The organism is Frigoribacterium sp. PhB160, from assembly GCF_003751785.1.
Classification (GTDB): Bacteria; Actinomycetota; Actinomycetes; order Actinomycetales; family Microbacteriaceae; genus Frigoribacterium.
Map to the genome: position 1 here is coordinate 458,055 of NZ_RKIE01000001.1, position 19,031 is coordinate 477,085.

General features: G+C 74.1%; 22 protein-coding genes. 16 read left to right on the forward strand and 6 right to left on the reverse strand.

The window, feature by feature from the left end:
* Positions 1–49: 49 nt before the first annotated feature.
* Together EDF38_RS15795 and EDF38_RS02145 are read right to left on the reverse strand one after the other, a co-directional pair.
* A complete protein-coding gene (locus tag EDF38_RS15795; protein ID WP_158613302.1) occupies positions 50–841 on the reverse strand; it encodes a hypothetical protein in 792 nt (263 codons plus the stop codon).
* Complete coding sequence (locus EDF38_RS02145; protein ID WP_123353743.1) at positions 834–1,403, reverse strand: sigma-70 family RNA polymerase sigma factor; 570 nt, start codon at positions 1,401–1,403, stop codon at positions 834–836. The genes EDF38_RS15795 and EDF38_RS02145 overlap by 8 nt, the downstream gene beginning before the upstream one ends.
* Positions 1,404–1,611: 208 nt before the next feature.
* On the opposite strand from EDF38_RS02145, the gene EDF38_RS02150 reads away from it, so the two are divergent.
* From EDF38_RS02150 to EDF38_RS02210, 13 genes are all read left to right on the forward strand, one after another.
* Entirely contained in the window at positions 1,612–2,337 is a 726-nt protein-coding gene (locus EDF38_RS02150) for a CHRD domain-containing protein (protein ID WP_123353744.1), read from the forward strand.
* 5 nt (positions 2,338–2,342) lie between these two features.
* On the forward strand, positions 2,343–3,035 hold the full coding sequence (locus EDF38_RS02155; protein WP_233572139.1) for a class F sortase: 693 nt from the start codon (positions 2,343–2,345) through the stop codon (positions 3,033–3,035).
* A 264-nt stretch (positions 3,036–3,299) separates the two neighbouring features.
* Positions 3,300–4,265, forward strand: coding sequence for a tripartite tricarboxylate transporter substrate binding protein (locus tag EDF38_RS02160; RefSeq protein WP_123353745.1), 966 nt, complete (start codon positions 3,300–3,302; stop codon positions 4,263–4,265).
* Positions 4,262–4,879: a tripartite tricarboxylate transporter TctB family protein gene (locus EDF38_RS02165; protein WP_123353746.1), complete on the forward strand. Its 618-nt coding sequence runs from the start codon at positions 4,262–4,264 to the stop codon at positions 4,877–4,879. Before EDF38_RS02160 ends, EDF38_RS02165 begins: the two co-directional genes overlap by 4 nt.
* Positions 4,880–4,891: 12 nt before the next feature.
* Positions 4,892–6,448 (forward strand): tripartite tricarboxylate transporter permease, encoded by a 1,557-nt coding sequence (locus EDF38_RS02170; RefSeq protein WP_123353747.1) that lies wholly within the window; start codon positions 4,892–4,894, stop codon positions 6,446–6,448.
* Positions 6,445–7,449, forward strand: coding sequence for a sugar phosphate isomerase/epimerase (locus tag EDF38_RS02175; RefSeq protein ID WP_123353748.1), 1,005 nt, complete (start codon positions 6,445–6,447; stop codon positions 7,447–7,449). Before EDF38_RS02170 ends, EDF38_RS02175 begins: the two co-directional genes overlap by 4 nt.
* Positions 7,446–9,242: a dihydroxyacetone kinase family protein gene (locus tag EDF38_RS02180; protein ID WP_123353749.1), complete on the forward strand. Its 1,797-nt coding sequence runs from the start codon at positions 7,446–7,448 to the stop codon at positions 9,240–9,242. Before EDF38_RS02175 ends, EDF38_RS02180 begins: the two co-directional genes overlap by 4 nt.
* Positions 9,243–9,245: 3 nt before the next feature.
* On the forward strand, positions 9,246–9,725 hold the full coding sequence (locus tag EDF38_RS02185) for a ribose-5-phosphate isomerase (RefSeq protein ID WP_123353750.1): 480 nt from the start codon (positions 9,246–9,248) through the stop codon (positions 9,723–9,725).
* A complete protein-coding gene (locus EDF38_RS02190) occupies positions 9,722–10,780 on the forward strand; it encodes a 4-hydroxythreonine-4-phosphate dehydrogenase PdxA (RefSeq protein WP_123353751.1) in 1,059 nt (352 codons plus the stop codon). Before EDF38_RS02185 ends, EDF38_RS02190 begins: the two co-directional genes overlap by 4 nt.
* 2 nt (positions 10,781–10,782) lie before the next feature.
* A complete protein-coding gene (locus EDF38_RS02195; RefSeq protein ID WP_233572140.1) occupies positions 10,783–11,550 on the forward strand; it encodes a triose-phosphate isomerase family protein in 768 nt (255 codons plus the stop codon).
* A gap of 50 nt (positions 11,551–11,600) precedes the next feature.
* The gene (locus tag EDF38_RS02200; protein WP_123353753.1) at positions 11,601–12,275 is read left to right on the forward strand and encodes a GntR family transcriptional regulator; all 675 of its coding nucleotides are present in this window, start codon (positions 11,601–11,603) and stop codon (positions 12,273–12,275) included.
* Between the two features lie 35 nt (positions 12,276–12,310).
* The gene (locus tag EDF38_RS02205; protein WP_123353754.1) at positions 12,311–12,772 is read left to right on the forward strand and encodes a hypothetical protein; all 462 of its coding nucleotides are present in this window, start codon (positions 12,311–12,313) and stop codon (positions 12,770–12,772) included.
* Between the two features lie 61 nt (positions 12,773–12,833).
* Positions 12,834–13,652, forward strand: coding sequence for an NAD(P)-dependent oxidoreductase (locus EDF38_RS02210; protein ID WP_123353755.1), 819 nt, complete (start codon positions 12,834–12,836; stop codon positions 13,650–13,652).
* A gap of 110 nt (positions 13,653–13,762) precedes the next feature.
* Here EDF38_RS02210 and EDF38_RS02215 read toward each other — a convergent pair whose 3' ends face one another.
* Positions 13,763–14,092, reverse strand: coding sequence for a carboxymuconolactone decarboxylase family protein (locus EDF38_RS02215; protein WP_123353756.1), 330 nt, complete (start codon positions 14,090–14,092; stop codon positions 13,763–13,765).
* 194 nt (positions 14,093–14,286) lie between these two features.
* Between EDF38_RS02215 and EDF38_RS02220 the strand changes: the two genes are divergently transcribed.
* Both EDF38_RS02220 and EDF38_RS02225 read left to right on the forward strand, forming a co-directional pair.
* The gene (locus EDF38_RS02220; RefSeq protein WP_233572141.1) at positions 14,287–15,495 is read left to right on the forward strand and encodes an MFS transporter; all 1,209 of its coding nucleotides are present in this window, start codon (positions 14,287–14,289) and stop codon (positions 15,493–15,495) included.
* Positions 15,496–15,584: 89 nt separating this feature from the next.
* On the forward strand, positions 15,585–16,631 hold the full coding sequence (locus EDF38_RS02225; RefSeq protein ID WP_123353758.1) for an NAD(P)-dependent alcohol dehydrogenase: 1,047 nt from the start codon (positions 15,585–15,587) through the stop codon (positions 16,629–16,631).
* A gap of 140 nt (positions 16,632–16,771) precedes the next feature.
* Here the strand turns inward: EDF38_RS02225 and EDF38_RS02230 are convergent, their stop codons facing one another.
* The 3 genes from EDF38_RS02230 to EDF38_RS02240 all read right to left on the reverse strand — a co-directional run bounded on the left by EDF38_RS02230 (position 16,772) and on the right by EDF38_RS02240 (position 18,435).
* Positions 16,772–17,323 carry a YbhB/YbcL family Raf kinase inhibitor-like protein gene (locus EDF38_RS02230; protein WP_123353759.1) on the reverse strand — a complete coding sequence of 184 codons (552 nt, stop codon included), beginning with the start codon at positions 17,321–17,323 and terminating at the stop codon, positions 16,772–16,774.
* Between the two features lie 120 nt (positions 17,324–17,443).
* A complete protein-coding gene (locus EDF38_RS02235; protein ID WP_123353760.1) occupies positions 17,444–17,851 on the reverse strand; it encodes a hypothetical protein in 408 nt (135 codons plus the stop codon).
* Between the two features lie 215 nt (positions 17,852–18,066).
* Positions 18,067–18,435 (reverse strand): VOC family protein, encoded by a 369-nt coding sequence (locus tag EDF38_RS02240; RefSeq protein ID WP_123353761.1) that lies wholly within the window; start codon positions 18,433–18,435, stop codon positions 18,067–18,069.
* A 60-nt stretch (positions 18,436–18,495) separates the two neighbouring features.
* On the opposite strand from EDF38_RS02240, the gene EDF38_RS02245 reads away from it, so the two are divergent.
* Positions 18,496–18,996, forward strand: a complete 501-nt coding sequence (locus tag EDF38_RS02245; RefSeq protein WP_123353762.1) for a MarR family winged helix-turn-helix transcriptional regulator — start codon at positions 18,496–18,498, stop codon at positions 18,994–18,996.
* Positions 18,997–19,031: the final 35 nt, after the last annotated feature.

Genomic DNA, 19,031 nt, shown 5'->3' on the forward strand with positions numbered 1-19,031 from the left:
CGATACCGGGGGCGGGTGCGCGCGTCCGCCGCGGGGACTCGCGGGCGGGTCAGGCGCCGACGGCGGGCACCTCGGCGACGGCGACGTCGCCGTCGGCCCCGCGGATCTCGACGGCGGCCACGTGGTCGCGCGACACCGCGGCGTTCAGCGCGCAGTCGATCTCGACCTCCGAGCCGAGGAACGCGCCCGACTCGTACTCGCGGCCCGCGTCGTCGACGACCACGACCGAGAACGGCGTGCCGGCCGGCAGCCCCTCGACGGTGAGCAGCGTCTCGGTGCCCCAGGTGTGCGCGACGAGGTCGCCGTCGACGCGGACGCCGTCCGGCGCCCCGGCGAAGTCGATGCCCTCGACGGCTCCCAGCGTGCCGGGCGGGCCCTGGACCACGGCATCGCGGGGCTGCACGACGAGGGCTCCCACGGCGGCGCCCACGAGCAGGCACGCGGCGGCGCCGAGCGCGGTGACGAGGGCACGACGCGGGTGCAGGGCGCGGGGCGGGGCGGGGGAGGAGGAGGGCGCCTCCCCGGGTCCGGTGTCGGGCGCGCGGTGGGCGGCCGCGTCGGCGTCGGTCCCGGCCCCGTCGGCGATCGCCGCGACGCGGCGGACGAGCAGGTCGCCCGGGCGGGCGTCGTCCCAGCCGCCGAGGTCGGCCAGGGCGCCGGGCAGGCCGCCCAGCTCGGCGAGCTCGACGTCGACGGACGGGTCGGAGGCGCGCAGGCGGGCGAACTCGTCGGCCTCGGCGGGTGAGAGGTCGTCGGCGAGGGCCGCGGCGATCAGCTCGGCGCGGCGGTCGTCGGCTCCGGCCGCGGCGGGCAGGTCGGGGAGGGCGGGCTGGTCAGGCATCGGTCGGGGTCCCCTCGTCGAGGTGGCTGCGGAGCGCGCGGAGCGCGTAGAACACCCGGGTGCGGAGCGTGGCGACGGGCACGCCCGAGACCTCCGACCACTCCTGGTAGCTGAGGCCGGTGACGTGCACGGCGACGACGGCCTCACGGTGCTCGGGGCTGAGCCGGGCCAGGGCCTCGGTCATGCCGAGGCGGCCGAGCGGGTCGGTCGCGCCCCGGGCGACGGGCTCGGGCAGGTCGTCGTGGTCGACCGGTCGCGGACGCCGGTCACGGGCGCGCACGGCGTCGAGCACGACGTGTCGCTGGATCGTGAACAACCAGGTGCGCTCGCTGCCGCGGGCCGGATCGAAGGAGGCGCGCGACCGCCACGCGCGGAGGAACGTCTCCTGGACGCAGTCCTCGGCGAGGCCGCGGTCGCGGAGCGCGTTGACCGCGAAGCCGAGCAACGCCGAGCCGTGCTCCGTGAACGCCGAGCGCACGTCGAAGCCGGGCGCGGGCGTCGTCATCAGGCTCCACTCGGGTGCGGGTCGGGTCGCCTCGGGTCGTGTGAGCACGAGCGTCATGAGGCTTCCTCCATCCTACGGGGGCACCGCGGCGGCGACCCTGCGGGGGATACGTCCCCGCGCCTCCGTCCGTTCAGATCTCCCCGTCGGTCGCCGGCAGGGCCCGCTCCGAACTTTCTCGGACGGTCGATGAACGCCGGCCCGACCGGCGGCGTACCTCCTTGCAGAAGCGCCGCCCCGGCGCCTCACCGACGAGAGGCCGAGACAGATGACGACGAAGCGCACCATCCGCACCCTGACCATCGGAGGAGCCGCCGCGGCAGCCCTCACCCTCGTGGTCGCCGCCCCCGCCGCCGCCGAGACCACCGTGCCCGAGCCCTCGACGTTCACGAGCGCCTTCACCGTGATGGCCACCCCCGACCAGGTCATCAACAACGACGGCGTCGCCACGCCCGGCGAGACCGGCGCGACCGGCACCTTCGACTTCCGCATCAACAGCGACACCGAGGTGATCTGCTACGACATCACCCTCAGCGGCGTGACGGGCGACTACATGAGCCCGGCGAAGACGGCGACCCACATCCACCAGGCCGCCGCGGGCAAGGCCGGCCCGCCGCGCATCGCGTTCCCGAACCCCGTCGACCAGGGCGACGGCACCCGCACCAGCAGCGGCTGCCTGCAGGGCCCCTTCACCACGGGCGTCATGAACGACGCCGGCGCCGACACGGGCACCGGCTTCACCCTCGCCCAGATCGAGGCCGACCCGGCCGGCTTCACCGGCGACACGCACACGGCGTCGTTCGCGGCCGGCGTGGTCCGCGGCCAGCTGACCCAGGTGCCGGTCGGCGGCGTCGACACCGGCCTCGGCGGCGCGGCCGCCTCGGGCGACCAGGACTCGGGCCTCGCGCTCGGCGCCGGCGCCCTCGGCCTGACCGGCGTGCTCGGCGCGGCGGCGTTCGTCGCCGTCCGTCGTCACCGCTCGCACCAGGCCTGATCGCCGTGCGCGCCCGTCGCCTGCTCGTCGTCGCCGCGGTGGTGGCGGGCGCGAGCCTGCTCACCGCGTGCGCGGTCGGAGGCGACGGGGGCGCGGGCGGTGCCGGTGGCGGTGGGGCGAACTCAGGAGGAACGGTCTCGGCCGAGCCGTCGACCGGCCCCACGGGGACGGACGCGACGGGGAGTCCTGAGTCGTCGACGACTCCTCCGGCGGCGGGACCCGATGCCGCCGTCGGAGGCTCCGCGCTCACGATCGGGGTGGCCCCGGCGCGGGTGGACGTGCCCGCGATCGGCCTCTCCGAACCGCTGATCGACCTCGGCATCGCCGCCGACGGGGCGATGGAGGTGCCGACGGACGCCGACGACGTCGGCTGGTTCACCGGAGGCGGCCGCCCCGGCGGCCGCGGCCCCACGGTCGTCGCGGCGCACGTCGACTCGGCGACCGGGCCGGCGGTCTTCGCCCGGCTCGACGAGGTCGTCGTCGGCGACGAGGTCACGCTGACCGACGTCGAGGGGGGCACGGTCGCGTACGTCGTGACCGAGGTCGTCGACGTGCCGAAGGCCGAGTTCCCGACCGCGCGGGTCTTCGGGGCCCAGCCGACCGACCAGCTGCGGCTCATCACCTGCGGGGGCGTCTTCGACCGCGGGTCGGGGCACTACGACCAAAACCGCGTGGTGTTCGCGGAGCCCGTGGGCTGAGCCGGGTGCGGCGCGCGGGGGGTCGCGTCGCGGTCTGCGCGTCGCGTCGTGTTTCGCCGTGACGCGATGCGCGGTACGTGACGCGACCGGGCTGGCCGACGATCTGGCTGGCCGACCGACCGACCGAGGAGCAGGCGACCCGTCCGGGCGCCTGCTCCTCCGTCGTTGTCGGGGAGGGACTGGCGTAGATCCGATAGGATATGCGATAGTTCTGGCAGCGGGTGGTCTGCACCCGGGTGGAACCGATCACTGGAGATCAAGACGATGAAGTCACGCACCCCCCTCGTCGCCGGCCTGGCCGCGGCGTCCCTGCTCTGCCTCACGGCCTGCGGCTCCGCCGCCGGCGCGGGGTCCTCCGACGGCGTCCCCACGGGCAACGTCACCATGCTCGTGCCGATGGGCGCCGGAGGCGGCAGCGACCTCTCCGGCCGCGCCATCGCCTCCGGCCTCGAAGGCGGCACGGGCCTCAACGTCAGCGTCGAGAACCGCGAGGGCGGCTCGGGCGCCATCGGCTACTCGTACTTCCTGGGCCAGGAGGGTCGCAACGACCTGCTGCTCGCCGCCGAGACGGCGATGCTCGCGCTGCCGGTCACGCAGGACGTGCAGTTCACCTACGAGGACTTCACGCCGATCATGAAGGTCGGCGACGACTTCACGCTCATCGTCGTGCCCGCCGACAGCGACTACGACACCTGCACCGACGTCGTCGACGCCGCCGCGGACGAACGCGTCGTCGCGGCCGTGTCGGGCTCGACCTCGCTGGACGAGATCGTCTTCACCCTCATCGAGCAGGAGGAGGACGTCGAGTTCGACCGCGTGCCGTTCGAGTCGGGCAGCGAGGTCCTCACCGGCCTGCTGGGCGGACAGGTCGACGTCGCGTCGCTCAACCCGGCCGAGGTCATCGCGCAGCTCGAGGCCGGCGACCTCAAGGCGCTCTGCGCCGTCGCCGAGGAACGCTACGAGTACGAGGCGCTGGCCGACATCCCCACGGCGGCCGAGCAGGACATCGACGTGTCGTTCGCGCAGTTCCGCGGGTTCATCGCCCCGGGCGGCATCAGCGAGGAGGCCGAGCAGTTCTGGATCGACGCCGGCGAGGCCTACGCCGACAGCGACGCCTACACCGAGTACGTCGAGAGCAACTACCTGCAGGCCAACGCCCAGTACGGCGACGAGTTCCGCACCTACCTGGGCGAGAACACGGCCGACCTCGAGAAGGTGTTCGGCGAGTGACCGCGGCGCAGCGCGGCGGCCTCGCCGCCAGCGCCGTCCTCGCGGTCGTCGGCCTGGCCGCGCTCGTCGGCGGCCTCGGCTACGGCGTGACCGTGGAGGGCGGCGAGATCGGACCGGGCTTCCTGCCCGCGATGGCCGGCGGCCTGGTCGCGGTCTTCGCGGTCCTCGACCTCGTCGGGCGCCTCCGTCGCCGGTCCGACCGGCCCACGCAGGCCGAGCTCATCCTCGACACCCCCTCCCGCCCCGAGGGCGGCATCGTGCTCGGCGACCCCCTCGACCCGGGCGCCCCCACGACGAGCACCCAGTCGATCCACTCGCCGCTCGCGACCGACGACGACGCCGACGGCGTCGACATCCTCGGCCGCACGCAGCGCCAGCGCAACCGCATGCTCGCGGTCGTGCTCGGCCTCGTCGTCGTGACGCTCGTCATGGTGCAGGTGGTCGGCTTCCTGCTCGCCTTCGTGCTGCTGCTCTTCGTGGTCGCCGTCTTCGTGGAGCGCCGCCGCGTGCTCCCCTCCGCCCTCGTCGCGGTCGCCGCCGGCGCGGTCACCTACGCCGTCTTCGTCGCCCTCCTCAGCGTGCCCCTGCCCCAGGGCCTGCTGGGCCTCATCTAGGGACTGACCCTCATGATCGACAACCTCGTCCTCGGCTTCTCGACGGCGTTCACGCCCGAGAACCTGCTGTGGTGCTTCATCGGCGTGCTGCTGGGCACCGTGATCGGGCTCATGCCCGGCCTCGGCTCCACCACCGGCGTCGCCATCCTCATCCCCCTGACCCTCACCCTCGAGCCCGTCACCGCGCTGATCATGCTCGCCGGCATCTACTACGGCGCGCAGTACGGCGGGACGATCACCAGCGTCCTGATCTCGACGCCGGGAGAGGCCGCGAGCGTGGTCACCACGCTCGACGGCTACCAGATGGCGAAGAACGGCAAGGCCGGCTCGGCCCTCGCCATCAGCGCCATCGGCTCCTTCGTCGCGGCGATCATCTCGCTCGCCCTGCTCATGTGGCTCGCCCCGCCGCTCGCCGACCTGGCCCTCAACTTCGGCCCGGTCCAGAACCTGGCGATCATGATCCTGGGCCTCGTCATCGTCGTCAGCTTCGCCGGCGGCTCGCTGTCGCGCGGGCTGATGATGGCCGCCGCGGGCCTGCTCATCTCCACGGTGGGCGTCGCCACCGGCTTCAGCGACGCCCGCTTCACCTTCGGCAGCATCAACCTGCTGAGCGGCATCCCCTTCATCGAGGTGATGATCGGCCTCTTCGCCGTCGGCGAGGTGCTGCACCAGATCCGGCGCGGGGCCGACGCCCCGATCCGCACGCGCTTCCGCGACATGGTCATCAGCCGCGGCGAGCTCAAGCGGAGCGCCGGTCCGATCCTCCGGGGCAGCGGCATCGGGTTCGTGCTGGGCATCCTGCCGGGCGCGGGCTCGACCCTCGCCTCGTTCATGGCCTACGGCATCGAGAAGCGGGTCTCGCCCCGCAAGGCGATGTTCGGCAAGGGCGCGATCGAGGGCGTCGCCGCCCCCGAGAGCGCGAACAACGCCGCGGCGAACGCGAACTTCGTGCCGACGCTCGCGCTCGGCATCCCGGGCGGCGGCACGACCGCCGTGCTGCTCGGCGCCTTCACCGTCTACGGCCTCCAGCCGGGTCCGCGACTCTTCGAGACGCAGCCGACGCTGATCTGGGGCCTGCTCGTCTCGTTCTTCATCGGCAACGTCATGCTGCTGGTGCTCAACCTGCCGCTCGCGCCGGTGTTCGCCCAGATGCTGCGGATCCCCTACGGCTACCTGTACCCGATCATCCTGCTGACGAGCTTCGTCGGCGCGTACTCGGTCAGCAACAACATGTTCAGCGTGGTGCTCGTGCTGATCTTCGGGGTGGTCGGCTGGGTCATGAAGGAGCTCGACCTGCCGATGGCGCCCCTCGTGCTGGGCCTCGTGCTCGGCCCGCTGTTCGAGAAGGCGCTCGTGCAGACCTCGGCGATCGGCCAGGGCAGCTTCCTCGTGCTGCTGCAGAGCCCCATCAGCGTCGGCATCCTGCTCTTCGCCGTGCTGCTCATGGTCGGCCCGAAGCTCGCGGCCCGGTTCGCGGTCCGTCGCGGCCCCCGTGGCTCCGCGACGGCCGGCCCCGGCTCCGACGCCGCGGAGGCCCGCGAGCACGAGCGTGACGAGGCCGGCCGATGAGCCCCTCCCGCGCCGACTGGCCCATCGCCGCCGCGATGCTGCAGTTCCCCGCCGTCGACCGCGACGGCATGAGCACCCTCGACGCCGAGCCGGGGGCCTGGCAGGCCTCGTTCGACGAGATCCGCGAGGCCGGGTTCGACCTCGTCGAGATCAACGACAACTGGCTGCGGGTCGGTGACCTGCCCGGTCGTCGGCTCGACGAGCTGGCGGCGGCCGGCCGTGCCGCGCACGTCGACCTCACGAGCGTCTGCGTCGTCCGGTCGAGCGTGATCGACCCGGACGCCGGCACGGAGAACCTGGCCTACAGCCACCGCACCCTCGAGGCCGCGGCCCGGCTGGGAGCCGACGTCGTGTCGATCGGCTTCCACCGGCCGCTCACTCCCGAGCAGCGCGCACGGCTCTGGTTCTGGACGGCGCAGGGCGCGGTCGACGCGCCCGACGACCCCGAGAACTGGCGCCTGGCCGTCGACCGCGTGACGGAGCTCGGCCGGCACGCCGCCCAGCTCGGCCTCGACCTGACCCTCGAGATGTACGAGGACACCTACCTCGGCACCGCCGAGAGCTCGGTCCGGCTCGTCACGGAGGTGGGGCTCGACAACGTCGGCCTCAATCCCGACGTCGGCAACCTCGTGCGCCTGCACCGGCCGATCGACGACTGGCGGGAGACCCTCGCCGCGACCCTGCCGCACGCGAACTACTGGCACGTGAAGAACTACCACCGCGACGAGGACCCGGCCACCGGCACCTACACGGCCCTGCCGGCCCCCCTCGAGCTCGGCCTCATCAACTACCGGCACGCCGTGCGCGACGCCGTCGAGGCCGGCTTCCGCGGGACCTTCGTCTGCGAGCACTACGGCGGCGACGGGCTCTCCGTCGCCGCCCTGAACCGGGACTACCTGCGCCGCGTGCTGCCCAGCGCCGAGCGCATGGCCGTCCTCGACGAGCAGGAGGCGCTGGTCGCCTCCGCCGTCACCGACCCGAGAGAGGAGATGGTGTCGTGACCATCCTCGAGTACGACGCGACCACCTTCGCCGACGAGGCCCTGGACGGCTTCACGGCGGCCCACGACTCGCTGCGCCGCGTGGACGGCGGCGTGGTGCGGCGCGACCCGCTGGCCGACGGCCAGGTCGCCGTCGTCGTCGGCGGGGGCTCCGGCCACTACCCGGCCTTCGCCGGCCTCGTCGGCCCCGGCCTCGCAGCCGGGGTCGCCTACGGCAACATCTTCGCCTCGCCGTCCGCGGGCCAGGTCTGCCGCGTGTCGCGGGCCGTCCAACGCGGCGGCGGGGTCGTGCTGTCGTTCGGCAACTACGCCGGGGACGTGCTCAACTTCGGCCAGGCTGCCGAGCGCCTCCGGGCCGAGGGGGTCGACGTGCGCGTCGTCGCCGTCACCGACGACATCGCCAGCGGAGGGCGCGACGAGATCGCGAAGCGCCGGGGCATCGCCGGCGACCTGACGGTCTTCAAGGTGCTGGGCGCCGCGGCCGAGGCCGGCCACGACCTCGACCGCGTCGAGGAGCTCGGGCGTCGGGCCAACGACCGCACCCGCTCGTTCGGCGTCGCGTTCTCCGGCTGCACGCTGCCGGGCGCGACGGAGCCGCTCTTCACCGTGCCCGAGGGGCGCATGTCGATCGGCCTCGGCATCCACGGCGAGCCCGGCGTCGGCGAGGCCGACCTGCCGTCGGCCCGCGAGCTGGCCGAGCTGCTCGTCGGCTCGCTGCTCGCCGAGGCCCCTGAGGGCGCGGGCGACCGGGTCGTCGTGCTGCTCAACGGCCTCGGCACCTACAAGTACGAGGAGCTCTTCGTGCTCTACGGCCACGTCGCGCGCCTGCTCGGCGAGGCCGGCGTCACGATCGTGCAGCCCGAGGTCGGCGAGCTCGTCACGAGCCTCGACATGTCGGGCGTCTCGGCCACCTTCTTCTGGGTCGACGACGAGCTCGAGCAGCTCTGGGGCAGCCCGGCATGGAGCCCCGCGTTCCGCAAGGGAGCAGTGGAGGCGCGGGGCGGCGACGCGCGCGACCGTCCCGACCTCGAGGCGGTGCCCTCGGTGGCCGCGGTCGACGACCCGCGCCACGTCGACGCCGGCCGGCCGCTGCTCGCGGGCCTCGAGCGGGTCGCCGAGATGATCGTCGCCTCCGAGGAGGAGTTCGGCCGCCTCGACGCGGTGGCCGGCGACGGCGACCACGGCATCGGCATGGCCCGCGGCGTCACCGCGGCCCTGACGTCGGCCCGGTCGGCCGTCGAGCGAGGTGCCGGCGTCTCGACGGTCCTCGCCGAGGCCGGCGAGGGCTGGGCGGAGCACGCCGGCGGCACCTCGGGCGCGTTGTGGGGCGTGTGCCTCACCAGCGCCGGCGCCGCCCTGGCCGCGGAGCCCGACCTGCGCGACCCGCGGGCCTCGGCCCGCGCCGCCGGGGCGGGCCTCGAGGCGATCCAGCGCCTCGGCGGTGCCGAGGTCGGCGACAAGACCCTTGTCGACGCCTTCGTGCCGCTGGTCGACGCGCTGCGCCGCGCCGCCGACGACGGGCTCGCCCTGCCGGAGGCCTGGACGCGGGCCGCCGCGGCAGCGACCGAGGCGGCGGACGCGACCGCACGCCTCCGGCCCCGCCTCGGCCGTGCGCGGCCCCTGGCCGAGAAGAGCCTCGGCCACCCCGACGCGGGCGCCGTGTCGTTCTCGCGCATCGCGGGCGTCGTCGCCCGCGAGACCCGCGAGACCCGCGAGACCCGCGAGACCCGCGAGGACCGCGCTGCGGGCCCGACCGTCGACCCCGACCCCACCCCGATCCGCCAGGAGGCCTGACCCGTGAACGAACCGTTGAGGATCGTCGTCGGCTGCGACGACGCCGGCTACGAGTACAAGGAGCGCCTGCGCGCCGACCTCGAGGGCGACGACCGGGTCGCGAGCGTGGTCGACGTCGGCGTCGGCCCCGACGGGCACACCGCCTACCCGCACGTCGCGGTCGAGGCCGCCCGGATGGTCGCCGACGGCCGTGCCGACCGCGCGCTGCTGGTCTGCGGCACCGGTCTCGGGGTGGCGATCGCCGCCAACAAGGTGCCCGGCGTCCGCGCGGTGACGGCGCACGACGGCTTCTCGGTCGAGCGTGCCGTGCTCTCCAACGACGCACAGGTGCTCTGCTTCGGGCAGCGCGTCGTCGGCATCGAGCTCGCCCGCCGTCTCGCCTCGGAGTGGCTCGACCACCGCTTCGACCCCACCAGCGCCTCGGCCGCCAAGGTCGACGCCATCAGCTCGTACGAGGAATCCCCGGAAGGACCCGCAGCATGACCGTCAGCACCCCCGCCTCCACCTCCACCTCCGACCGTCATGACGAGGCCCCGACCGCCGACGGTGTCGCGCCCCGGCCCCGCATCGCCCTGACCCTCGGCGACCCCGCCGGCGTCGGCCCCGAGCTCGCGGCCCGCCTGCTCTCCGACCCCGCCAACCTCGAGGCGGCCGCGATCTTCGTGCTCGCCGACCGTGCCGAGCTCGACGCCGCGGCCGCGGTGATCGACGTCACGATCCCGCTGAGCGACGAGCCGCGGCCCGGCTTCGCGACCCTGCTCGACGACGGGTCGGCACCGGCCGAGCCCATCCCGCCGCGCCAGGTCAGCAAGGAGGCGGGGGAGCGGGCCCTGCACCAGCTGCGGCGGGCCATCGACCTGGCCAACGCGGGCGAGGTCGGCGCCATCGTCTTCACGCCCCTCAACAAGACGAGCCTGCACCTCGGCGGCATGACCGAGGAGGACGAGCTGCGCTGGTTCGCGAAGGAGCTCCGAAGCGAGGGCGTGACGAGCGAGATCAACATCATCCCGGGCCTCTGGACGGCGCGGGTCACGTCGCACATCGGCATCCGCGACGTCGCCGACCGCATCACGACCCAGGGCGTGGTCGACGCCGTGCGCCTCCTCGACGAGCTGCTGCGCGACTCGGGCGTCGAGCGCCCCCGACTCGGCGTCTGCGGCCTCAACCCGCACAACGGCGAGAACGGCATCTTCGGCCGTGAGGAGATCGACGTCATCGCCCCCGGCGTGGCCGAGGCGGCGGCGGGCGGCGTCGACGTGGTCGGGCCGTTCCCCTCGGACACGATCTTCGTCGGGGCACGCGACCGCTACGACGGCATCGTGACGATGTACCACGACCAGGGCCAGATCGCGATCAAGCTGCTCGGCTTCGACGGCGGCGTCACCGTGCAGGGCGGCCTGCCCGTCGTCATCGCGACGCCCGCGCACGGCACCGCGTTCGACATCGCCGGCACCGGCGTCGCGAGCGTCACGTCGAGCCAGCGCGCGCTCGACGTGGCCATCGCCGTGGCCGGGCGCCGCGCGGTCCGTCGGCCCTGAGCGTGCTCGTCGGCATCAGCACCAAGGCGTACCTGTCGCGGGCGCGCACGCTGGAGTGGCTGGGCGAGCTCGCCGACCTCGCCCGCGGCCACGTCGCGGTGCGGAGCGGTGCCGTCGAGCTCGTCGTGGCCCCGGCCACGCCGCTGCTCGAGGCGGCCGTCCGGCTGCTCGACGGCACGGGAGTGCGGGTCATGGCCCAGGACGTCAGCCGGTTCGCCGGAGGCGCGGTGACCGGCGAGGTCGTCGCGTCGCTGCTCGCCGACCTCGGCGTCCTCTACGTCGAGATCGGCCACGCCGAGCGCCGCGGTCTGCTCGGCGAGACCGACGCGGTCGTCGCGGAGAAGGTCGCGCGCAGCCGGGAGGCCGGTCTCGTCCCCTGGCTCTGCGTGGGGGAGGAGGCGCGGGTCGGGCCCGCCGAGGCTGCCGCGTCGTGCCTGGCGCAGGTCGCCGCGGCGGCGCCCGGGCGGGGGCCCCTGGTCGTCGCCCACGAGCCCGTCTGGGCGATCGGCGCGGCGGAGCCCGCGCCGGTCGACCACGTCGTGCGCGTCGCCGAGGCGCTCCGGGCGGGACTGCCCGAAGGCGTCGACGCCGCCCGGCTCGTCTACGGCGGCAGCGCCGGACCGGGACTGCTGGCCCAGACGGTGCCGGCCGTGGACGGCCTGTTCCTCGGACGGCGGGCCCACGACGTCGCGGGGGTGGCGCGCGTCCTCGACGAGGTCGTCCGCGCCTCCTCACGTCCCCTGAGCACGGCGGACCGGCCGGTCCCATGAGCCTGCCTATAGGAAAGACGACCACGGCGAGCATGTGGAACACTGGGCGGATGCCAGCCACGGACGGACAGCGTCGACCGAAGCGCGTGGCGCTGTCGGAATGGGTCTACGACGAGCTCCTGAGCCGGTTGTTCGACGACACGCTCCCTCCGGGCACTCCCCTCAACATCGACGCGCTGGCCCGCGACCTCGACGTGTCGCAGACCCCGATCCGGGAGGCCCTCGCCCGCCTCGAGTCGACCGGCCTCGTGACGCGTGCCGCGCTGCGGGGCTACCGGGCGGCGCCGTTGCTCACGGGCGCGGAGCTCGACGACCTCATGCACGCGCGGGGCGTGATCGAGCCCGCGGTCGCCCGGCTCGCCGCCCCACGGCGCACGGACGGCTTCATCGCGGCCCTCGGGGAGACCGTCACCCGGCTCGCCGAGGCGCCCAAGGGGCCGACGTTCGCCGAGTACCACGCGTACTGGGAGGCCGACGAGACCTTCCACCAGCTGATCGCCCAGCACGCCGACAACGCCTTCCTCCACCGCGCCTTCGAGTCGCTCGGCGGGCAGGCCCAGCGGTTCCGCATGTTCGGCGGGCTGGGCGTGAGCGACGCCGACCACGCGATCCGCGAGCACCGGGCGGTCCTCGAGGCCCTCGACTCGGGCGACGCCGACGCGGCGGGGGCGGCCATGCAGGCGCACGTCGACGCGGTCCGCGGACGGGCCGCGGCCGAGGCGTAGGACGCGACCCGGCCCCGCGACGTACCGTCACCGTCATGCAGCCACGCCGCCTCGCGCCTCCCCGATGGTCCCGTCGCGTCGCCCTGGCGGCGTGGATCGCCTGCGCGCTCACCGGCGTGGCCCTGGCGTCGGCGGCGCTCGACCCCGAGGTGCAGGCCCGCGGGTTCCTCGTCGCGACGGGCGTCGTGTTCGCGGTCGTCCCCGGCCGGGCGGCGGTCCGCAACCACCGCGTCGGCGTCGTGCTCGACGACACGACCCTGCACGTCCACGGCTGGCTGTGGTCGCGCCGGGTGCCGCGAGACCACATCACCGCCGTGTGGGACCCGGGCCAGGTGCAGTTCGACGGTGACCGCGGCGTGCCCGAGACCGTGTGGATCACGTGGCTCATGCGGAACGGGCCCGACGACGACTCGACGGTCTTCGGGCGGCTGCAGCGGCCGTGGCGCGAGGCGACGACGGAGATCCGCGAGTGGGCGGGCGTGACGAACGCGCTCTGACGGGGCCCGCTAGCGTCGGACCAGAGCGCCGGAGGCGCGCCCCGCCCCCGAGGAGGACCCCATGACCCAGCCCCGTCACCCCGCATCCGCCACCCCGGCCACCGGCTCCCTCTGGGTCGTCACGGGGGCCGCCGGCACGGTCGGCACGGCCCTCCGTGCCGCCCTCTACGAGCTGGGCGTCGACCTCGTCTCGACCGACCTCCGCGAGCCGACGTCGCTCGGGGAGCGCGACCGGGTCGTCGCCGCCGACGTCGCCGACCTCGAGGGGCTCGTCGAGCTGGTCGCCGGGGCCGACGGCGTCATCCACCTCGGCGGGATCGCCGACGAGGCCGACTTCCACGACCTGGCGACGGTGAACGTCGTCGGCACGTACCACGTGCTCGAGGCCGCACGCCGGGCAGGCGTGCCCCGCGTCGTCTTCGCGAGCACGAACCGCGTGACCGGCATGCACCCCGCCGGGACGACGACCGACCCGACGATGCCGACCCGGCCAGACGGCTTCTACGGGGCCTCGAAGGTCGCCGGCGAGGCCCTCTGCCAGCTCTACGCCGACAAGTTCGGGCTCAGCACGATCGCCGTCCGCATCGGCAGCTACGGCGACGAGCCCGGCTCGGCCCGGGAGCAGCGCACGTGGCTGAGCCGGGCCGACGCGGTCCGCGCGTTCGTCGCGGCGATGACGACGGACGCCCACCACGCCGTCTTCTACGCGGTCTCGGCGAACCGCGACCGCTGGTGGGACCTCGAGGCAGGCCGGGCCGTCGGCTTCGAGCCGCAGGACGACGCGTCGACGCGTCGTGCCGACGAGCCCTACGACCCGGCGGCGCCGCAGGGCGGGCCGTACGCCGAGGTCGCCTTCTCGCTCGACCGCATGACGCGGTAGCGGCAGCGGCCGGGCCCGCGCGCACCGCTGGACCGCGCGTCTCGGGGCGGGTCCCGCCCTCGGTGCGAAGAGGGGGACTGGCTCAACCGTGAGTCGGCTCGGTCGTGTCGTCAGGCCTGGTCGAGGACCTCCTTCGCCACGGCCATCGCTGCCATCCCGTTCGGCCAGCCCGCGTAGAGCGTCACGTGGGTGATGGCCTCGACGAGCTCGTCCTGGCCGACGCCGTTCTCGACGGCGCGACCGAGGTGGAAGCGCAGCTCGTCGGTGTGTCCGCCGGCGGTCAGCACGGCGACCGTGACGAGGCTCCGGTCGCGGGCCGAGAGCTCGGGCCGGTTCCACACGTCGGCGAAGAGGACGTCGTCGGTGAGCTCGGCGAGCTTGGGGGCGAAGTCGCCGAACATCGTCCGGCCTCCTCCCACCTGGCGGGGCTGGTCGGTCATGGGGGTCCTTCTTCCGTGTCGGGGCGATGCGGGGCGGTGGCGCCCGCGACGACAGTGCACGCCCGGGCTGCCCGACGAGGGATGCCCTGAGAGGGCCTCTCTGCCGAGCGCGCCCGTCCGTAGCGTGGAGCACCTCCCCGCTGCTCGTCCCGCCGACGACAGCGCCCGCCCGCTCCCTGGAAGGACCGCCTCCGGTGCCCACCGCCTCCGTCCCCACCGCCACCGCGCCTCCCGCGGGGCCGGCGTCGCCGACGCGCCTGCCGCTGTTCTCGCTCGTCGTGCTCGCGACGACGGGCTTCATCCTCGTCGCGATGGAGACGATGCCCGCCGGCCTCCTTCCCGAGATCGCCCGCGGGCTCGACACCGGCCAGGGCACGGTCGGCCTGCTCATCAGCGCCTACGCCCTCGGCACCGTGCTCGCGACGGTGCCCGCCATCACCTTGACGCGCGGGCTGCGCCGTCGTCGGCTGCTCGCCGCAGCGCTCGTCGGGCTGGTGCTCGCGAACGTGCTGACCGCCCTGGCGCCGACGGTCGCCGTGGCGCTCGTCTCCCGCTTCGTCGCCGGGGCCTTCTCGGGCACGATCTGGGGCATGCTCGCGGCCTACGGCCGCCGCATCAGCCCGCCCGACCGCGCCGGCCTCTCGCTCGCGATCGTGTCCGCGGGCGCTCCCGTCGGCTTCGCCTTCGGCACCCCGCTGGGCTCGTGGCTCGGCACGACCTTCGACTGGCGCTGGTCGTTCGGCGGGCTCAGCCTGCTCGGCGTCGTCGTGCTGCTGCTCGTGGTCACCGTCGTGCCCGACGCGGCCCCGACCTCGGCCGCGGCCCGCCTGTCGCTCGGCAAGGTCTTCCGCATCCGCGGCATCGCCGTCATCCTCGCCGTGATCGCGACCTGGATGATCGCGCACAACACGATCTACACGTACGTCTCGCCCTGGCTCCGCTCCGGCGGCTCGGGCCTCGGCGTCGACGTCACGCTGCTCGTCTACGGCGTCTCGTCGATCGGCGGCATCGTCGTGACGGGAGCACTGCTCGACCGGCACCCCCGTCCGCTTCTGCACGGAAGCGTCGCCCTCTTCGTCGTCGCCGGCGCCGTGCTGTTCGTGGGCCACGACTCGGCCGCGGCGGTCGTCGTCGCCGCGGTGCTCTGGGGCGTCACCTTCGGCGGGGCCTCGGCGCAGCTGCAGGCCGCCCTCACCACGGCGGGCGGCGAGAACGCGGACGTCGCGAACGCGTTCCTGCCCGTCGCCTTCAACGTCGCGATCTTCGCCGCGGGCATCGTCGGCGCCGCCCTCCTCGGCGGGATCGGCCCCGTCGCGCTCCCCGTCGTCATGATGGTCTTCGGCGCGGTCGCCCTCGGGCTGACCCTCCGGGGACGCCGGTCGGCGTTCCCGGCCCGGCTCTGACGGGGGCGGGCCCGACGGCCCGACCCGCGCCTCCTCGTCTTCCCGTCTTCTCTTCCTTCCCCGACACACCCACCAACCCAGGAGCATCCATGCGCACCGTCAACGCCTACGCGGCACCGTCCGCCACCGAGCCCCTCGTCGCGACGACCATCGAGCGCCGCGACGTCGGCCCCAAGGACGTCATGATCGACATCGCCTACGCCGGCATCTGCCACAGCGACATCCACACCGTCCGCGGCGAGTGGGGCGAGATCCAGTACCCGCAGGTCGTCGGCCACGAGATCGTCGGCACCGTCTCGGAGGTCGGCTCCGAGGTCACGAAGCACCAGGTCGGCGACCGCGTCGGCGTCGGCTGCATGGTCAACTCGTGCGGCGAGTGCGAGTACTGCCAGCGCGGCGACGAGCAGTACTGCGCGAAGGGCAACATCGGCACCTACACGAGCGTCGACCCGATCGACGGCACCGTCACCCAGGGCGGCTACTCGCAGGCCGTCGTCGTCACGGAGGACTTCGTGCTGCGCGTGCCCGAGTCGCTCGACTACGACAAGGTCGCGCCGCTGCTCTGCGCCGGCATCACCCTCTACTCGCCGCTGCACCACTGGGGCGTGACCGAGGGCACCAAGGTCGCCATCGTCGGCATGGGCGGCCTCGGCCACATGGGCGTCAAGATCGCCGCGGCGCTCGGCGCCGACGTCACGGTGCTGTCGCAGACGACCTCGAAGAAGGACGACTCGCTGCGCTTCGGTGCGAAGGCGCACTACGCGACCAGCGACGAGCAGACCTTCACCGACCTGGCGAACTCGTTCGACCTCATCGTCAACACCGTCTCGGCCAAGATCGACATGGGCGCCTACCTCGGCCTGCTCGCCGTCGACGGCACGCTCGTCAACGTCGGCGCCCCGTCGGAGCCGCTCGAGGTCCCGGCGTTCGCGCTGATCCCCGCGCGTCGCAGCTGGGCCGGCTCGGCCATCGGCGGCATCCGCGAGACCCAGGAGATGCTCGACTTCTGCGCCGAGCACGGCATCGTGCCCGAGACGGAGCTCATCAGCGCCGACCAGATCAACGAGGCGTACGACCGCGTGCTGAAGTCGGACGTGCGGTACCGCTTCGTCATCGACGCGGCCACCTTCGCGTAGGGACTGCTGCGGCGCGGGCCTGTGGCCCGCACCCGCGCGAATCGCTCGCACCCTCGAGGACCGCGAACACCCCCGCTCGCGAGCGGGGGTGTTCGCCGTTCTTCGGGGTCCGGGTCGGGGAGTTTGCCGGGCGCCGCGCGCTACTCCGCGGGGATCTCGGCCGTCGCGACCAGCACCGCGCGCCCGAGGATGTGCGACGCGATCGTGAAGTTGAGGTACGCGGGCGTCGCGTCGGCCGGCACCTCGATGTCGGCGACGTCGAGGGCGTGCACGACGACGAAGTAGCGGTGCTGGCCGTGGCCCGCCGGAGGCGCGGCGCCGATGAACGAAGGAGCCCGCGAGTCGTTGGGCAGCTGGTACGCGCCCTCCGGCAGCTGGGCCCCGGAGGAGTCGCCGGCGCCCTCGGGCAGCGACGTCGCCGACGCGGGGACGTTCGCGACGGCCCAGTGCCAGAAGCCCGACTGCGTGGGGGCGTCGGGGTCGTACATCGTGACGGCGTAGCCCTTCGTGCCCTCGGGGGCACCCGACCACGACAGCTGGGGCGAGACGTCCTCGCCGCCGGGCACGCCGAACGCGCCCGAGTACTGCGGCTGCGCGAAGGCGGCGCCGTCGTCGATCGTGGTGCTGGTCACGGTGAAGCTCGGCACCTCGGGCAGGCGGGCGAAGGGGTCGTTGCCGGTGTGGTCGCTCATGGCGGTCCTTTCCTGGGGCGGCCGGGTGGCGCCTCCTGGTCGATGATCGACCCTCGCGGCTGAGGGCGCGCGGGGTGCCCGGTCGTCACGCACCCGGTGGCGGCACCTCCGGCGCAGCCGTCAGAGGTGGCCGAGGTCGAGCATCAGCAGCATCGCGGCCGTGCTCACGAGCGACAGGGCGAGGACGCACCCGCCCACCCGGGCCAGCACGGCGTCGCGTCGGCGACGACCCTCGCGCGCGGGGCGGGAGGCGCCCGGTCCGCGGACCGCGAGCACCGCCTCCTGCGCCTGGTCCAGCGTGCAGAACGCGCCGACCGGGTCGCCCGCGACGTCCGTGGCGACGTAGCCGGAGCCGGTGAGCGTCACCTCGCCGAGGTGGGCCGTGCCGACCGTCGCGGTCCAGACGCCCGAGGTGGTCTCGGTCCAGCGGCAGCCGGACGAGTCGGCGGCCGACGCGGGGCCGCGACTCGCAGGTCGAGACGCGGCGGATGCCCTGGCGGGGGCGGGCGGGGTGGCGAGCGTCGTCACGGGGCGTCTCCTGTCCGAGGTCGGGGTCGGTCTCGGTCCGGCGACCCTGGTCCGACTGGTGAGGTCGAGGAGCTCGGCGGACGATGCCGATGGGCTGACCGTACGTCATCGCGAGCACTGGCGTGACAGGTCTGTCCACTTCCGGTCGCGAGGGGGCACGTGATGGACAGATCGGCCCCGGAACGACCCCCGCACGGGGCACATCCGACCCCTGATCAGGCCTTGTCGTGGATGGTCACGTGGTACCCGTCGGGGTCGGCGAACGTGAACGTGCGGCCGAAGGGGCCGTCGGTCGGCGCCGACACGATCCGGTGCCCGGCCGCGACGAGTCCGTCGTGCATGGCCTGGACGTCGGTGCCGTGCAGCCAGATCGCCGCGCCGACGCCCGGCCGGGGGGCCGCGTCGAGGTCGGTGCCCTCGACGACGTCGCGCAGGGCGAAGGCGATCGGCGTCGTGGTGAACACGACGGCGTGGGGCGGTCCGGCGGGGGAGCGCACGAGGCCGAGGTGCTGCTCGTAGAACGCCTGCGAGGCGTCGAGGTCGCGCACCTGCAGGGAGATGAAGTCGGGTCCGGTGACGGGCATGATGCTCCTTCTTTCGATGTCAGTCTGCTGACATGCCCCACCGTATGTCAGGATGTTGACATGAGTCAAGACGAACTGGTCATCGACCTCGACACCTCCGTCGGCTACCTCCTCAAGGAGGCCGCGAGCGCCCTCCGTGCCGCGATGGAGGACGTGCTCCGCCCGCTCGGCATGACCGTCACCCATTACTCGTGCCTCGAGCTGCTCGCGCAGCGCCCCGGCTCGTCGAACTCCGACCTCGCCCGCGGCGCCTTCGTCACTCGCCAGTCGATGAACGTGCTGCTGCAGCAGCTCGAGCGCGACGGCGTCGTGACCAGGGCTCCGGAGGCGCGGGTCGGCCGAGCCCTGCCCACCCGCCTCACCGACGCAGGTCGTTCCGCGCTCGCCGAGGCGTCGGCCGCGGTGCGCGGCGTCGAGCTCCGCATGCTCGAGGGCCTGTCGGCGAGCGAGCAGTCGCAGGCGTTCCGCACCCTGCGGGGCATGACCCGTGCCCTCCGCGGCGAGGGCACGGGGGGCGACGCGGCGGACGCGACGGACGCGCCCGACCGGCCCGCGAACTGACCGGCCCGGGGCTGAGCTCGTCCCGGCAGCGCACC

Excerpts from the sequence above, each read along its gene's own strand:
- EDF38_RS02240 (WP_123353761.1), bottom strand. The coding sequence starts at position 18,435 with ATGCCCGTCACCGGACCCGACTTCATCTCCCTGCAGGTGCGCGACCTC.
- EDF38_RS02175 (WP_123353748.1), top strand. The coding sequence starts at position 6,445 with ATGAGCCCCTCCCGCGCCGACTGGCCCATCGCCGCCGCGATGCTGCAG.
- EDF38_RS02190 (WP_123353751.1), top strand. The coding sequence starts at position 9,722 with ATGACCGTCAGCACCCCCGCCTCCACCTCCACCTCCGACCGTCATGAC.
- EDF38_RS02160 (WP_123353745.1), top strand. The coding sequence starts at position 3,300 with ATGAAGTCACGCACCCCCCTCGTCGCCGGCCTGGCCGCGGCGTCCCTG.
- EDF38_RS02200 (WP_123353753.1), top strand. The coding sequence starts at position 11,601 with ATGCCAGCCACGGACGGACAGCGTCGACCGAAGCGCGTGGCGCTGTCG.
- EDF38_RS02230 (WP_123353759.1), bottom strand. The coding sequence starts at position 17,323 with ATGAGCGACCACACCGGCAACGACCCCTTCGCCCGCCTGCCCGAGGTG.
- EDF38_RS02170 (WP_123353747.1), top strand. The coding sequence starts at position 4,892 with ATGATCGACAACCTCGTCCTCGGCTTCTCGACGGCGTTCACGCCCGAG.
- EDF38_RS02210 (WP_123353755.1), top strand. The coding sequence starts at position 12,834 with ATGACCCAGCCCCGTCACCCCGCATCCGCCACCCCGGCCACCGGCTCC.
- EDF38_RS02150 (WP_123353744.1), top strand. The coding sequence starts at position 1,612 with ATGACGACGAAGCGCACCATCCGCACCCTGACCATCGGAGGAGCCGCC.
- EDF38_RS02225 (WP_123353758.1), top strand. The coding sequence starts at position 15,585 with ATGCGCACCGTCAACGCCTACGCGGCACCGTCCGCCACCGAGCCCCTC.
- EDF38_RS02205 (WP_123353754.1), top strand. The coding sequence starts at position 12,311 with ATGCAGCCACGCCGCCTCGCGCCTCCCCGATGGTCCCGTCGCGTCGCC.
- EDF38_RS02215 (WP_123353756.1), bottom strand. The coding sequence starts at position 14,092 with ATGACCGACCAGCCCCGCCAGGTGGGAGGAGGCCGGACGATGTTCGGC.
- EDF38_RS02145 (WP_123353743.1), bottom strand. The coding sequence starts at position 1,403 with ATGACGCTCGTGCTCACACGACCCGAGGCGACCCGACCCGCACCCGAG.
- EDF38_RS15795 (WP_158613302.1), bottom strand. The coding sequence starts at position 841 with ATGCCTGACCAGCCCGCCCTCCCCGACCTGCCCGCCGCGGCCGGAGCC.
- EDF38_RS02245 (WP_123353762.1), top strand. The coding sequence starts at position 18,496 with ATGAGTCAAGACGAACTGGTCATCGACCTCGACACCTCCGTCGGCTAC.